Here is a 14,151-nt window from a genome sequence, read left to right on the forward strand (position 1 = left end):
GGATCATATTCGAGGTGCTCCGTACCACCCGCAAACTCAGGGAAAGATCGAGCGCTGGCACCAGACTCTCAAGAACCGCATCTTATTGGAAAACTACTATCTGCCCGGTGACCTTCAGCAGCAGATCTATGCTTTCGTCGATCACTACAATCACCGGCGCTACCACGAGAGCCTACAAAACCTCACGCCCGCTGATGTCTACTTCGGACGCGGGCAGACCATTCTAAAACAACGAGAACGGATCAAACGAAAGACCGTCGAAACCCGGCGCTTGCTTCACCGCAAAACCGCCGCATAATCAACCCAACCAGATGCGCCAAACCCTCTCTTAGCTCAGGCCGCCATCTGTCCCATTGGCGCTGACGTCAGACAGGCTGCTGCGGATGCATTAGGCCGCTTACAACACATTGCGGACCCTTGGACCCCAAGTGCCCGTCAATTGTCTGAGTAAAATGATCGGTTGTCTGCAGTGAGCCCTTCTTTGACCGATGCTGCATCCCGTAGGAAAGTCCGAACATTGGAATTGTCAGACGATTGAAAATCGTCAATCAACTAGCATTCGTCGAAATGCAAAAATGCACCGACGCTTAGGCCGAACTCTTGCATCCGCCTCCATAAGGCACCGGATACAAAATCGCCGCGTGGCGAACGCATGTCGCGCCATCCGCCAAACCCTGCAATTCGGTCCGCATAGACGGAAACCTCAGAATGACGCTTGATGCTCAACATCGAAAGATCCCCGCGCGGGTCATCTTCCATCACCAATCTCACATGCTTGCTGCCTTCGACCCGAATGGCATTAATCGGCCGCAAAAAACGGCAGAAGTAATGCGTCCCGAGCGACTCCCCATCGTGGCTCACAACTTCGACAGGACAGAAATCATGAACGCCGGGATCAAACTCTTCGACCAAATCCCGAAAGCGGCTGCTGACAAACAAACCTGAATCACAGGCGCCATCATAATCAAGCAATCGCAGCCCCTTACCCAGGATCAGTTGACTAGGGTAAAGGTCAGACGGCACACGGGTTCGTAAATTACCCCAGGTGTCTGTTTCAAATGTGTTGACTTTGGTGCCGTTTTTTTGGGCCTCATCGATCAACCGAAACAGGCTTTCGCTGTTGAACTTGCTCTTTTCATCTTCCAGAAATTTCAAGCGTTTCTTGGTGTATTCTTCCCCATGCCCATCCGCAGCAGTCAGTCGGGCGTAGTCAATCGCGCCTTCTTCCGATGTCTCAATGATTACCCCCATATCACTCCCCCTGAGCAGCGCGTTGCGCACCCATGTGCTCCAAAACTCAGCATCTATCTACCGCGCAATCGTTAGATGCGCCGGCAGATCAAAGGCATTTTGGATGGACTATCCTCGCCTTCAGTCAGCCCGACAAGCATCAATTGAATCTATTATTCACACCGAAAGCAGCTTTTCGCAAAATCTATCTTTACGGTAACTTCGTCCCGCATTGCCGACCTCGGGTGCACGCCACCGTGGGGAATGCCTGACAGAAGTCGTCAGATGACGGCTCCGAGCCCAAAATGACCTGTTGCTGCAAGCGGCAATTATCGCCTCAAGGCAGCCGCTGTCCACAGTTATGTTGAACGGATTCGGGTAATCAACATCGTCGGTATCTGCATCAAATGGGTTCTCTTCGCGCCGTAAGGGTGATTTGATCAAGTGGCAGAGGGTGATGAATCTCAACAATATCCGGTTTTAACGTTGTTGATAAGCAAAGAAGTATTTGAAAACGGAGGCAAACAAAGTGGACTATGAGTACGAGTATTTCCCCGTATCGCTGAATGCATCACCACACCCGAACGCAAGTGGGCGAGATATCGTGGTGCGTAATCCTCGGACAAAAAGTTGGTGTCAAGAAGTCGATGGTTATCCCGTCGATCAGATTGCATTATTTAAGTTCGGGATATTTTTGCCCTACAACCAGACCCCATTGGAAGGAGTATTCTGGAGTGAATTTAAGGCGCTAAAACACAACTGGAGCGCCAGCGATCCAGATCGGTTGGATTGTGACGATCCAGCAAAGTTTTTCAGGAAAGACGGTTATGCCACATCAGTCATAAAAATGGATATACCCTGGGCATCTTTATCGGAGAGTGAAGTATCACTCGTTCGAAAAGAAGTGGTGTTTTTTTATAATGCTTTTTATCTTGCGAGAAAAGACCATAACAATCAACGCGCCCAGGTTCTAATGAACGCTGAACAATACAAAATTCGGCAAGCTCGTAGCAAAAACAATGTTTCGAAACATGATCCGCGCTATTTGATTTTCAAACCCCACGATCTCCCTGAGTATCAATGGCGCACTTATTTTATGAACGCTGACGATTACGTTTATGTTTGGAGCGAATAGCCACTTTGGAGCCGTAACTTGCAAGCTGATCTTGAGGCGACGGTGGCGAAAGTCCGCTTCGTCCGCGTTGCGGAAGTTTAGGTAACGAGTTGCGTATGTCGGATTCGCACCTAAACCTGACATTTCAATTGCGTTCGGCAACGGTGGTTGCGCCCTCCCGCAACCAACTTCAGCGAACAAAACCGAACAAGCCGCCCCTCGGCGGCTCTATTCGTTCTGGGACAGAACAAACCGGCGCTGCCAGTGCACCTTCCAACTCGATCTGCGCGCTATCCCGTTCATGCGTGTACGTCCGGTGAACCCGACCTAACGTTTTCGATAGAGGGTGACGCCGGTCCCTTACACATTTCTGACTGGAGTTCTGCTCGATGGCGAGAGTTCCATCGTCATCTATGACCGGGATCGCTCTCAGGAAGCGTGGCGCAAGATCGAAGGTGAAGACGATGGTGCCCGTTTCGTCGTGGACGGGCTCGACGCGATTTCGGATGCGCCGGAAGTCATTTTGGCGATCACCTTTTCCTATCCAGTCATTGATGAGGACTTGGCAACGACCTTTGGTAAGCGTTGCATGCAGCCCCGCTGTGCCCCTAAACAGGTATATTCACTCAATATATGGTGCCACCAAAAGGACTGAGCATCATGGAAACGCATTCATTCCAAGCATATGGTTTTACAATCGAAGTCCACGCCGGCGGCCGACGCGTCTGGCCACCCAGTTTCAAAGACTTTGTAAAGCAGAAACTCGATTCCGGTGAATTCACCGTCGAGCAAGTCATGGCCGATTGCAACGTCTCAAAGTCTCTTGTTTACAAATGGCGAGCAGATGTACGGCGGGCAAACCTTGGGCGAACTGAAGTGCGAGAAGAACGCGTGTTCTCGGAAATTGTTGTGGCGGATTTTGATGATACGGACGTCGCAACGTCGACCATTTCGCACATCGAACTTCGTGCTGGTTCGGTCGAACTTATCCTGCCAGAGACGTTCCCGATCGACGATCCGATCAAAATTGTTTTAGCGGTGGAGCTCAGGACGTGATCTCTCCGGCGGGCAACTTCAAACTATATCTGGCATCGAATCCCGTAGATTTCCGCAAGGGCATGGATGGTTTGGCAGCGATCGTTCTGAATGAATTCGATCTCGATCCATTCAGCGGCGCGATCTTCATTTTTCGCTCCAAACGAACGGACAGAATGAAACTGATCGTCTGGGACGGCACCGGACTGATTCTGATTTACAAACGGTTGGAAGATAAGGGATTTGAGTGGCCAAGGCTGCGGGATGGTGTAATTTCCATCAGCAAAGCTCAGTTCGAAGCTCTCTTTGAGGGTCTTGACTGGAGACGTGTTGCGTCACGAAGGATCAACCGGCCAGCTCTGGCTTGACCTTTCCCTCCATATCAATTGGACGTTCGTTGCGCGTTCATCGAACTGGTAAGAAGCGGACAAAGCCTCCGTTTGGCTTTTGATCTCCAATGGCTGCTTCCATAGAAGCTTTGGTGTAGTCTGAGCTGCTATCCTTTGGCCAAAAACGTCCTTTTCTTGGATTGATTGCCACAACGGGCCATACTGCACCATCGCCGCTTCCCAGGTCGAGAATAGTCAACGAAGTACACCGAACAGTCTTCCGCTGCACAGGATTTGATCTTTGCAATGTCGCGGCCTGTAACGAGATCAATGGCATCACGCGCAATTTGCCCTAGCAACACCGAGGCATTGGCGGGTTCTTGGTGTTCCAGCTGCGTACCCTTGCGATCCAGACGCAATTCCATTGGGGGCACGGATGCAAATTCGTTGATTGTGTTGATATCACTAGGCTTCGGATCCTTGTGGCTAGTCAGAGCATCCATCAAGCCCGTGATGCAACTACGGAGGCGTTTGGCTTCGACCAGATCATCTTCTCCAAGTTTGAACGTTATAGTCTGGCCAGCAACATCCACCAGCCAACCCTTCAAGTCTTCAACTGTGAGAATCCGTTCTATGGGAGCACCGTTGCGGTCACCCAAAGTGGCGATCCAATTCAGAGACAGTCGCCCGGTCTCTGTGTGAAATTCCAAATCCTTGGATGGCATATCCACACTCCTTCAAGCTGGAACTTGTATAACTGGTTCCAGCTTGATATGCAAAGAACCAGTATAAGTGGTTCCTTTGGTTACGCAAAGCGAACCTGCCGGATAGAAGGACTTTGAATCGATGATTGGAAGCAGACCTACCGATAAGGTTCGATTTTCTGGGCGAAGTCTCGATGATCCAAAAGCCGGGATCGGTTTGGTACTGCTTGCGGCGGTTTTCATCGCTGTTACACCGAGCACGGCGAAGCTGGCCTATCAAGCAGACGCTAACACCTTGGCTGTTGTGACATTCCGATGTGTGTCGGCCGTCTTAGGTATCGGCGCGTTCATGCTGGTCACTGGTCAAAAATTCACATTTGTATTTCGAGATTTCCCATTCGGTCCATTGACCGGCACTGCCCAAGCGTTTGGGTCGTTTGGGTTGCTATTGGCGGTTGGCTATATCGACGCCGGATTGGCATTTCTGATTGTCTTCTTTCACCCTTTTCTGGTTGCCATCGTGGAACAATTCCGTGGCAACACTCGCCTTAGACTTATCCAAATGGCCCTGATTGTGTGCGCTTTGTCAGGACTTGCATTGGCTGTGTCCGCCGGTCTTGGGGTGGCAAGCTATTTCGGGGTTGGTGCAGCGATTTTAGGGGCGCTTGGATCGACCGTGATGGTGGTCACCATGTCGGACGCATCACGGAAGACTAATGTGATATCTGCATCATTCAGCATGATGTTTTGGGCGTCCATCTATTTCATTGCTGCCTCCGTAATCGGGCCGTCTTTGCATTTGCTGGATGCGATGATCTGGCCCAACAGCGTCACAGGTTGGATTGGTATGGCAGGAACCGGTTTTTGTTTCACTGTTGGGTATCTTCTCTTTTTCGCCGGTGCGAAAATAATAGGCATAACGCGAGCCTCTGTACTGAGCATCATCGAGCCGGTGTTGGCCATTCTGTTCGCCATGGTACTACTGAGTGAGTGGATCACGCTAACCCAGTGGCTGGGCGTTGCTCTGGTTGTTGGCAGCTTGGTAATTTTTGAAAAATTTCAGGCCTCAACCGGAAAGCCGACATTCCAGTGACGTGCAGCATCGGTCGATTTGGGCTCGCTGCTGACGTTCTCTGCGTCGTGGCCGAACTGGTATAATCAAGCCCTTACCAGCCTTTCACGGCCACTTGAGGTTTTGCTTGTGCAGCAAGTCTCAAACCAGCGCAATTCGGACATTCCCTGAGTTGTTCACAGATGGCGGGGACGCGGACAAAACCGACCTTCGGATAGTCTCGGCACTATCTCGGGTTAGTCCCGCAATAATTGTTCATTTCTTCGTCGCATTGCCCTATCCTGCCGGTCCAACACTGTTTTTCAGAGCTCCAGTTACTTCGATGGAAATCCAACCCCCATCGACGCCCGAACCTTGAGCCAATCAAGGGAACTTCCGACGAACCCATTTCTGAAATCGTTGTCGTGGATTTAAGCAAGCGCTCGTCAATGCTCACAATTCTAGGATAACTCACCCATGCGGCGTCAGTTTGAAAGAACTTTTCGCTTAGCCGATTGGGAAGTTTAAAGGAGCAATACAGCTTAAGTTCGGGAGCAACGACGAACATATCGCTAAATTCAAGCTTTATCGGCATCTTCGGCGTTTCTGTTCGAAATGCCTCAACGCAAAGGTTGTACAAATCTATGTCCAACGTTGCGCCAGTTGGAAAATCCACTTGTAGGCTCTCAAACCCGACACTTGTTGGAGTTACTCCAGTCCTTGGCGCACCATTTTTTAATGTCCATGGCCGTGCAAAGTGACCTTGATAGCAAATTATGTCCGTCTCTAGCTCCTCAATGCCACTCGTTGTGCGAAGTTCGGCCTCCACAGTCACAACACGCGCAGTACCTTCCTCCCAAACCCGCTCGTTCTTCGCATCCATTCGGTAAACGTTCAAAGCATGCTTCGCAGGATAAAATACAAAAAGCATGAATGCACCGAACGCAACAACCAGAGCTGGAACACCAATGGCAATGCCGATTATCCAAAGAATGACTTTCCGCATTAACCTATGGTGGAGTCGGCACATATTTGGTTCAAGACGGGAAAACCGTACTGTGCACTCGGTGAACGTCGCTTTGGGTTCAAACCAGTCATCTGACGGTTTCAGTAGGTCATCGGGTCGGTTCAGACGGTATGAAGGCCTGCTATGCGGACGGAGCAGACGTACGAGGACCTGAAGCGAAGGTCCGATCCGCAATATACCGAAACCTCGTTGATCTTCATTGTCATAGAGGGAATTGCGATGCTCTTTCGACCCGGTCACTGACGGCGCACAACATATAGGCATTTACATATAGGCATTGACTTTCGATCGATCATCCTTAGGCTCAAACGAGTGCTATTTAGAGGGGGGGGAACCGTAATGCGAGCTATTATAACGGCGGTTGCATTGGCGTTTTTTTCTTCGGCGGCAAATGCGGTAACCGTAAGCTACGATGGCCATGATTGGGAAGTATCCGTATTAGTTGGAACATATGAATCCAACGATACTTTGCTGCAAAGTCAGATTTGGTGGGGAAATTCAACGATAGCCGAAACGTTTGCTTCCGCTGTTGCGGACTGGTTTGGGTATCCTAACACAAACTTTAGCCCTGATATTGGCCCACTTTTCGCTACGTCCATAGGACCAACCCAATCGCCTACTCAAAATGCAGTTTTCGGTAAGTATTTTGGTCAGTTTCAAAACGTTTCGAATTTTTTTACGTATGATAACTTCACTCAGACCTACGCCCGTGCTGAAAAGATAAGTGCGGTCCCAATCCCCGCCTCTCTGACCTTTTTGTTCGCGGGTCTGGTCGGATTGGGTTTGTTGGCGCGTCGGCGCGATCATTCGGATCTATAGCCTGCGCACCTGATAACTTATATCCGTTTTGGCATTGCGGACATTCACGCATTGCGAAGAGTTCGGTACTTTGGGCTCACTGCAGACAACCGATCATTTCACTCAGACAATTGACGGGCACTTGGGGCCCAAGGTCCGCAATGTGTTGTAAGCGGCCTAATGCATCCGCAGCAGCCAAGTTACGGAGTGACGGCGGCTTGGGGCTCCTTGAACCAATTTCTTGCGAGGTGCGAAGGTCCACTTTCGGGCACGACTTTGATTTTGCGAAGCACGCTTTCTGCGCAAAGCTGACGGGAACACCAATTTCTCCAATTGACGGTTCCATTATCACTGAAGGCGATCTGGGGCCAATTCGGAAACAGCCGCAATAACCGCATCAGAATCAACCTGTAATGCCTTCAATATGACTATCGCCTCAACGACGTCCAAACGACGTTCTGCCAGTTCATATTTTCCGACATAAGATGGTGGCTTACCTAACAGCACGGCCAACCCGGCCTGCGAAAGCCCGGTTTCTTGCCTGAGCCTGATCAGTTCGCTCAGCAGGAATTGATAGGCCTCTGTTCTTACGGCGCCTGCCACTGCTCATGACCTCAAACGTGTGGACACAAGCAACTACCCCCGTTATGGGGTTAACCCCAAATTGGGGGTGAAAATTTCCTACTACACCCATGATTATTCGCAATTATTTTGCGATGTCGCACGAACGGAGACTGATATGACTTTTGACCCACGCGCACCCAATCCGCCTTTCGATTTTATGCCACGCAAGCGAACCCCACCGGTGGACAAGCCCCAACTCTACGGGCGGTTTTTTGTGGATTTGACCAATTGTCAAAAGCTACGCGATGACATTCAAGACCGGGCTGCGTACCTGCACTGTGTTGGTCACCTGCCATCGCACTTACGACCACGGGCGAACCAAATCTTGCTTCAGATATCAGAGTATTTCCGTCGCCCCACCAGCATGGATGGTCGATTAGGTGAACGTCGGTCGAAGGACGACGCAATCCGCGATTTGAAGATCAATGACCACGACATGGTAAGAGAGGTCCGCAAACGTGTCAGCCATGGCTATCGTATCCAGCACAGTCGGGGCCTTGGTACACGGTGCGGTTTTAGCAAGATTTTCATGTTTAAACGCAATCCCGATCAAACGATAGGGGAGAAGATCACCGTCACCCTCTCGGGCGCAGTCAAGCGAGGTTGGGACTGAACCTGTTGTCAGATGTGCTGAAGAGATCGGGTGCCGGGTTGACACATTTCGGCGTTTGCCGACTGGAGTGGCCTCGTCGCTTGTCAGAGAGAGGAGGTATCCGGGCACTCACCCGGCACCCTTGTGCTTGAGACTATCAAGTCCGGATAACCACGCAAAGTCAAAACATATAAAATTTCAACAATTTCATTTAGTTACAAATGTAGAAGTCAGGCCTGATCACAGTGTTGGTAACCGTGAGGTAACCACACCGTGCGTCCTTGACAGGCAAGCAACTGCCCTTACGCTTCAAGGACTTTCAACCTACCAGCCGTGATGGCTGGGCCGCCAATATTGGGATTGGACAGAACGGCTCTACGTTCTCGACGCACTCGATGGCAATGATCCTGATCTCTTTTGAGGTCAGTGTTTTGTCGTCTGGACTGCACTCCTAAGCCAGAACACCGAGATTATTGTCTCGAGCGGTTCCTTAAAAAGGAACGTATCGATGACGTGTTCGTCTTCTGCTCCCACGGGCAACCTGCCCAAACTCGAGATCCCTGAACCTCTGGTCAGCCTTGTTCACCTTTTGGCGCGCGAGGCTGCGCGGTCCAATTTTGCAACCCGTTGCAACGGCAAAGACCCGGAGGTGGATCATGGTTGATCTGCCGATTTCGGAGGAGTCTGCCTATCTCAGCGTGCGTGATGTCGCAGCGCTGCTTCGCATTAGCACCAAGACCGTTCGCCGCTGGATCAAATCCGGTGATCTGCCTGCAACCCGACTGGGTCGCGATTGGCGTGTTGCCCGTAGTGATTTGCATGCCCTTGCCAAGCAACGCGGTAATCAGGTAGCGGCCCATGTTCTCTAAGGCTTTCACAAAACTCGGCTTTTTCGGCATTCGGGAAAGCGGGGTCATGGATTTCGGCTATAAATTCATCCCCTTTGTTTCCCGAATGTCCGCAAGAGGGCCACCATGGGTCTGCATGTCCTCGTTTGTCCCCTTTTGTACCCAATCTCAAAACCAAAGAGGTTTATCATGACACATCACCAAGAGATCCAGCTACCAACAACGCTGGCCGAGGTCCTGGACGTTTTGAAGTCCAATCCAGACCCCGACAAGAAACGTCAACAGTCCAAGCTGTCCGCGATCTCGCGCATCAGTACATACATGAATCGTCCTCCGTCGGATATTCCGACAGACATCCCGCAATTGCGCAAACAGCCGGCATCGTTGCATCCCGCCGACTGCGGGGTGAAGCCCAACACCCTCAGTACCACCAAAAGCGATCTGGCAAGCGCGTTGCGGGCGGTCGGGGTGTTGCAGGATTTTGAAGCCAAATCTGAACTGACCCCGGAGTGGGACGCATTTTTGACGACTGTGCAGTCCACCCATCAGGTTTGGGGCCTGATGCGGCTTGCACGCTATTGCAGTGCCCGGACGATCTCGCCCAAGGATATTGGTGGCGAAGTGGTTCAGGCGTTTCGGACGGTCCTCGACGCTGTGCTGCTGAAGAACGAACCGGCCAAGTACATTCAGTCCATGATCGATACATGGAACCACGTGATTGACAAACACGGTCTCGATCTTCCCCGGCTGGAGCGCTTGTCGTCGGACCGCTATGTGGCCCGCCCGCTGACGGAGTACCCGGAAAGCCTGCAAGCAGAGATAAAAGCCTATCTCGACTGCTTGGCGCAACGTGATCTGTTCAGCGAAGACGGTCCTGACAAACCGCTGCGCGAGACCAGTCTACGCAACACTGAAGCCCATCTGCGGCAGATGCTGGACGCGCTGGTAACTTCCGGGCAACGCCCGGAAGAATTCACCAGCCTGTCTGTGGTGGTTACGGCGAACAATCTCAAAACAGCCTTCCGGACGATCATAGACCGGCGTGGGAACGACGGTCTGCCGACCGGGCTGAGCAATGTTGCAGCAACGTGTATCACCATTGCACGGCACCACCTGAACGCACCGGAAGACGCCATCAAGGCGCTCAAAGACATTCACAAGAAAGTTGCAGCGACCCCTCGTGGTATGAGCAACAAGAATGCGGAACGCCTTGCGCAGTTCAATGATTGGGAGAACGTGGCCTTGTTGTTGAGCCTTCCAGATACGCTGATGGTACGGGCGGACGACAAACCGACCCGCCGTGACAGCGCATTGGCGGCGATGCATGCGGCGGCACTGACGATCCTCCTGAGCTGTCCCATGCGCGTCAAAAACCTCGCGAACCTTGATTTGGACAAGCATTTGATCCCTGCCCGCTCGGGGACACACACCTATTATTCCATCCGTATCGAAGGGATCGAGGTTAAGAATGGGGAGCCGATTGAGGTCAAACTGAACACCCGCAGTTCCAATCTTCTGCACCGCTATATCATGCAATTCCGTCCGCAGGTGTCGCAAGCGGGTGGGCGCGCTCTGTTCCCACGCAGTAGCGATGGAAAGCCTCGTGCGCCCAGCAAATTTGGTGGTGAACTCACCCAGCGGGTCTATCGAGAGACCGGCCTAAAGGTTAACCCGCATCTGTTCCGCCACATCGCGGCGAAGCTGTATCTCGAAGAGCGCCCCGGTGATTTCGAGACCGTGCGCCGCCTGCTCAAGCACAAGCGGCTCCAGACGACGATGGATTTCTACGCATCGCTCAGCAACCAGTGGGCACACGACCACTATGATGAGGTGGTTCTTTCGAAGTTCCGGGGGACGTCCGATGACTAATCCCATTCCTCTTGTTCTTCTTTATCAAGATTGGCCCCAGGCGGATAAAACCGCCTGGGAGGCCCTGTTCGCGGAAGGTGACATCTTTGACGGTACAGGCCCCTGTGCGAGCTGGTCCGAAGGCAGCCGCACCAAACGTCGCCAGAGCTACGGATACTGGCTGTCATGGATAAAGCGTCATCAGCCTGCCCTTTTGGATCAATCCCCGACGGGTCGCATTACCAAAGATGCCGTGCGGGGGTTTCTGGGAGAGGCAGAAGCCCGCGTTAACGCAGTAACCCTCAAAAACATGATCTGTGATCTGTATGTGCTTGCAAAGGCCATGCACCCGGCAGGAGATTGGGACTGGTTGAACAAACTGTCCAACCGCCTGATACATTTGGCGGACCGCAAAAGCCTGCCAAAGCCGATTCCGGTGTCAGCAAGTGAAGTCTTGACCAAGAGCCTGCATTGGCTCGATGCAACGGAAGGCGATCCGTCCCACAGCGATCTGAAGCGCGCAATCCACTTTCGGGCAGGTTTGATGATCGCCTTTCTGATCTCGCGTCCCGTACGTCGTCGCACGTTGCTGGCATTGACAACCGACCAGCATCTGCTCAAAACCTCCGAAGGGTTCGAGGTTTACCTTTCGGCGGAAGACACCAAAGACAAAAAAGAGCGCTGGTTTCCATTACCCAAGGTTCTGGTACAGCCGATGGTGTCTTATTTGGACATCCATCGTCCGGCCCTCCTTGGCTCTAAGACATCCAAGGCGCTCTGGATCAGCCAGTATGGAGACCCGATTACACCAGATGGCCTGTCGCGGGAACTGCCAAAAGTAGCAACGCGCCTGCTGGGCGTTGAGTTGCGCACACACAAGTTTCGGCACCTTGCGGCGACCACCATTGCCGAGACAGACCCGGAACATGTCAACATCATCCGGGATATCCTCGGGCACGCAACGCTGGACATGTCTCAGAAGCACTATAATCGCGCCACTGGGCTGTCGGCCTGTTCTGACTACCAATCTATGTTGCAGACAAAGATGAAGAACTTGGGTCGCAAACGGTAGGCTATCGCGCTCAAAAACCGCTCGCCGGTTCGGTTAAATACCTATGACCGAAGCATTTTTCATTGCAACGGGTTGCAATCGAAAGTGGAAGACAAGGCCCAATCCATGCCTATAATGGGTTGGGCCAACCAGTTTCTCAGCTCGAAAGGCCCGACCCATGCGCGCCGCCATCTACGCCCGCTACTCCACCGACCTTCAAAGTGGCGCCTCTATCGAGGACCAGCATCGGCTGTGTCTACGTTTGATCAACGGCAATGACTGGCAAGAGGCAGAGACCTATTCCGACCGAGGGCTCAGCGGCGCGTCTCATCTCCGCCCCGGCTACCAACGGTTGCTGGAAGAAGCGCGAAGCAATGTCTTCGATGTTGTCGTGGCCGAAGGGCTGGACCGGATCAGCCGAGATCAGGAGCATATCGCAGCGTTCTTCAAACAGATGCGGTTTCAGAGCATCCCGATTGTCACCGTCGCTGAAGGAGAGATTTCCGAACTGCATATCGGCCTCAAGGGGACCATGAGCAGCCTTTTCCTGAAAGACCTGGCTCAAAAGACCCATCGCGGACTTGAGGGACGTGTACGCAAAGATAAATCAGCCGGTGGTATCACCTACGGCTACGATGTCGTGCACAATTTCAACCCAGACGGGCAGATGTCCACTGGCGAACGAGCCATCAATGAAGAGGAAGCTACCATTGTTCGCCGCGTATTTGCGGAGTATGCGAATGGTAGCAGCCCTCGCGCCATTGCAGGAGCGTTGAACAATGAGGGTGTTTCTGGCCCTCGGAGTGCAGGCTGGGGCGCGTCCACAATCTATGAGAACTGGCGTCGGGGCACCGGCTTACTCAATAACGAACTCTACATTGGTCGCCTCGTCTGGAACCGCCAACGCTTTGTGAAGGACCCAAACACCGGTAAGCGACAAGCGCGACCAAACCCTCCCGAAGAATGGGTCATTGAAGAAGTACCTGATCTTCGCATTGTCTCGGACAACCTTTGGTCCCAAGTCAAAGACCGTCAAACAGCCACCCGCAGTGCTGTCATCAGCAGCGGCGTCAACCGCCCAGAACGCGCACACCGCGCCAAACATCTGTTTTCAGGGCTCTTGAAGTGTGGTGAGTGCGGCGGGGGCTACACCATTGTTGGCAAATCCCATTTTGGTTGCGCCAACTCTCGCAACAAAGGCACTTGCGACAACCGGCTGACCATAAAGCGGGAAGTTTTGGAGACCCGTGTGCTCACGGGTCTCAAGGACCAACTGCTGCATCCGGACCTCATCTCCGAGTTTGTGTCAGCGTACCAAACAGAGTTCAATCGTCTGACTGTCGAGATTTCCAAGAGCAAAACCAAAACCGAACAACAACTGGCCACTACCACCAAGCAAATCAAAAAGATCGTTGATGCTATCGCGGAAGGTATGTTCCATCCCAGTTTGAAGGCGAAGATGGACGAACTCGAAGCCCGCAAGGAAGAGTTGGAAGCAGAACTGTCCGCTTCGTCTCATGAGCGACCCGTTCTTTTGCATCCCGGTCTCGCTGGCATCTATAAAGAAAAGGTGGAGGACTTGAGCGGTGCGTTGAGCAACCCCGCAACGAAGACTGAAGCGACATCCATCATTCGAGGATTGTTATCCGAGATTCGACTGCTGCCCAATGACGGACAGCTTACCATAGAACTCGTTGGGGAGTTGGCCGGTCTTTTGGCGCTTGGCACAAAGCAGAACGCCTGCAGCGTTGGTGCTACGGGCGGTTCTGTGACGTTGGTTGCGGGAGTAGGATTTGAACCTCTGACCTTCAGGTTATGAGCCTGACGATGTTTGATCGTTAAGCAGACAGTCCGGTGGACTGTTTGTAGATCGAACGGGCTGTTAGAAGTTGGTTGCGGG

16 protein-coding genes are annotated in these 14,151 nt (G+C 52.3%); 12 read left to right on the top strand and 4 right to left on the bottom strand.

What is annotated here, in order from left to right:
* A partial coding sequence (locus MHN28_RS24315) for an integrase core domain-containing protein (RefSeq protein WP_239345582.1) occupies positions 1-298 on the top strand: 298 nt, incomplete at its 5' end.
* Between the two features lie 254 nt (positions 299-552).
* On the opposite strand, the gene MHN28_RS24320 is transcribed toward MHN28_RS24315, so the two are convergent.
* Positions 553-1,281 (bottom strand): DUF1629 domain-containing protein, encoded by a 729-nt coding sequence (locus MHN28_RS24320; protein WP_239345583.1) that lies wholly within the window; start codon positions 1,279-1,281, stop codon positions 553-555.
* A 478-nt stretch (positions 1,282-1,759) separates the two neighbouring features.
* On the opposite strand from MHN28_RS24320, the gene MHN28_RS24325 reads away from it, so the two are divergent.
* From MHN28_RS24325 to tnpB, 4 genes are all read left to right on the top strand, one after another.
* A complete protein-coding gene (locus MHN28_RS24325) occupies positions 1,760-2,365 on the top strand; it encodes a hypothetical protein (protein WP_239345584.1) in 606 nt (201 codons plus the stop codon).
* Positions 2,366-2,690: 325 nt separating this feature from the next.
* Positions 2,691-2,999 carry an SAVED domain-containing protein gene (locus MHN28_RS24330; RefSeq protein ID WP_239345586.1) on the top strand — a complete coding sequence of 103 codons (309 nt, stop codon included), beginning with the start codon at positions 2,691-2,693 and terminating at the stop codon, positions 2,997-2,999.
* Positions 3,000-3,004: 5 nt separating this feature from the next.
* Positions 3,005-3,400, top strand: a complete 396-nt coding sequence (locus MHN28_RS24335) for a hypothetical protein (RefSeq protein WP_239345587.1) — start codon at positions 3,005-3,007, stop codon at positions 3,398-3,400.
* Positions 3,397-3,747 carry an IS66 family insertion sequence element accessory protein TnpB gene (gene tnpB, locus MHN28_RS24340; protein WP_239345589.1) on the top strand — a complete coding sequence of 117 codons (351 nt, stop codon included), beginning with the start codon at positions 3,397-3,399 and terminating at the stop codon, positions 3,745-3,747. Before MHN28_RS24335 ends, tnpB begins: the two co-directional genes overlap by 4 nt.
* Before the next feature lie 128 nt (positions 3,748-3,875).
* On the opposite strand, the gene MHN28_RS24345 is transcribed toward tnpB, so the two are convergent.
* Positions 3,876-4,433: an ABATE domain-containing protein gene (locus tag MHN28_RS24345; RefSeq protein WP_239345590.1), complete on the bottom strand. Its 558-nt coding sequence runs from the start codon at positions 4,431-4,433 to the stop codon at positions 3,876-3,878.
* A 121-nt stretch (positions 4,434-4,554) separates the two neighbouring features.
* On the opposite strand from MHN28_RS24345, the gene MHN28_RS24350 reads away from it, so the two are divergent.
* Positions 4,555-5,505: a DMT family transporter gene (locus MHN28_RS24350; protein ID WP_239345592.1), complete on the top strand. Its 951-nt coding sequence runs from the start codon at positions 4,555-4,557 to the stop codon at positions 5,503-5,505.
* 205 nt (positions 5,506-5,710) lie between these two features.
* On the opposite strand, the gene MHN28_RS24355 is transcribed toward MHN28_RS24350, so the two are convergent.
* Positions 5,711-6,469, bottom strand: a complete 759-nt coding sequence (locus MHN28_RS24355) for a hypothetical protein (protein WP_239345593.1) — start codon at positions 6,467-6,469, stop codon at positions 5,711-5,713.
* A gap of 360 nt (positions 6,470-6,829) precedes the next feature.
* Here MHN28_RS24355 and MHN28_RS24360 point away from each other — a divergent pair, with 360 nt between their 5' ends.
* Positions 6,830-7,309 (top strand): VPLPA-CTERM sorting domain-containing protein, encoded by a 480-nt coding sequence (locus MHN28_RS24360; protein ID WP_239345595.1) that lies wholly within the window; start codon positions 6,830-6,832, stop codon positions 7,307-7,309.
* A 327-nt stretch (positions 7,310-7,636) separates the two neighbouring features.
* Here the strand turns inward: MHN28_RS24360 and MHN28_RS24365 are convergent, their stop codons facing one another.
* Positions 7,637-7,891 carry a helix-turn-helix transcriptional regulator gene (locus MHN28_RS24365; RefSeq protein ID WP_239345596.1) on the bottom strand — a complete coding sequence of 85 codons (255 nt, stop codon included), beginning with the start codon at positions 7,889-7,891 and terminating at the stop codon, positions 7,637-7,639.
* A 136-nt stretch (positions 7,892-8,027) separates the two neighbouring features.
* Between MHN28_RS24365 and MHN28_RS24370 the strand changes: the two genes are divergently transcribed.
* The 5 genes from MHN28_RS24370 (at position 8,028) to MHN28_RS24390 (ending at position 14,070) form a co-directional block, all read left to right on the top strand.
* The gene (locus MHN28_RS24370; RefSeq protein WP_239345598.1) at positions 8,028-8,525 is read left to right on the top strand and encodes a hypothetical protein; all 498 of its coding nucleotides are present in this window, start codon (positions 8,028-8,030) and stop codon (positions 8,523-8,525) included.
* A 596-nt stretch (positions 8,526-9,121) separates the two neighbouring features.
* Positions 9,122-9,373 (top strand): helix-turn-helix domain-containing protein, encoded by a 252-nt coding sequence (locus MHN28_RS24375; protein ID WP_370645808.1) that lies wholly within the window; start codon positions 9,122-9,124, stop codon positions 9,371-9,373.
* Between the two features lie 168 nt (positions 9,374-9,541).
* Complete coding sequence (locus tag MHN28_RS24380) at positions 9,542-11,221, top strand: site-specific integrase (RefSeq protein ID WP_239345601.1); 1,680 nt, start codon at positions 9,542-9,544, stop codon at positions 11,219-11,221.
* Positions 11,214-12,272: a site-specific integrase gene (locus MHN28_RS24385; RefSeq protein ID WP_239345603.1), complete on the top strand. Its 1,059-nt coding sequence runs from the start codon at positions 11,214-11,216 to the stop codon at positions 12,270-12,272. The genes MHN28_RS24380 and MHN28_RS24385 overlap by 8 nt, the downstream gene beginning before the upstream one ends.
* A gap of 157 nt (positions 12,273-12,429) precedes the next feature.
* Positions 12,430-14,070: a recombinase family protein gene (locus tag MHN28_RS24390; RefSeq protein WP_239345604.1), complete on the top strand. Its 1,641-nt coding sequence runs from the start codon at positions 12,430-12,432 to the stop codon at positions 14,068-14,070.
* Positions 14,071-14,151: the final 81 nt, after the last annotated feature.

The sequence above is a fragment of the Ruegeria sp. Ofav3-42 genome, from assembly GCF_022347725.1.
Classification (GTDB): domain Bacteria; phylum Pseudomonadota; class Alphaproteobacteria; order Rhodobacterales; family Rhodobacteraceae; genus Ruegeria.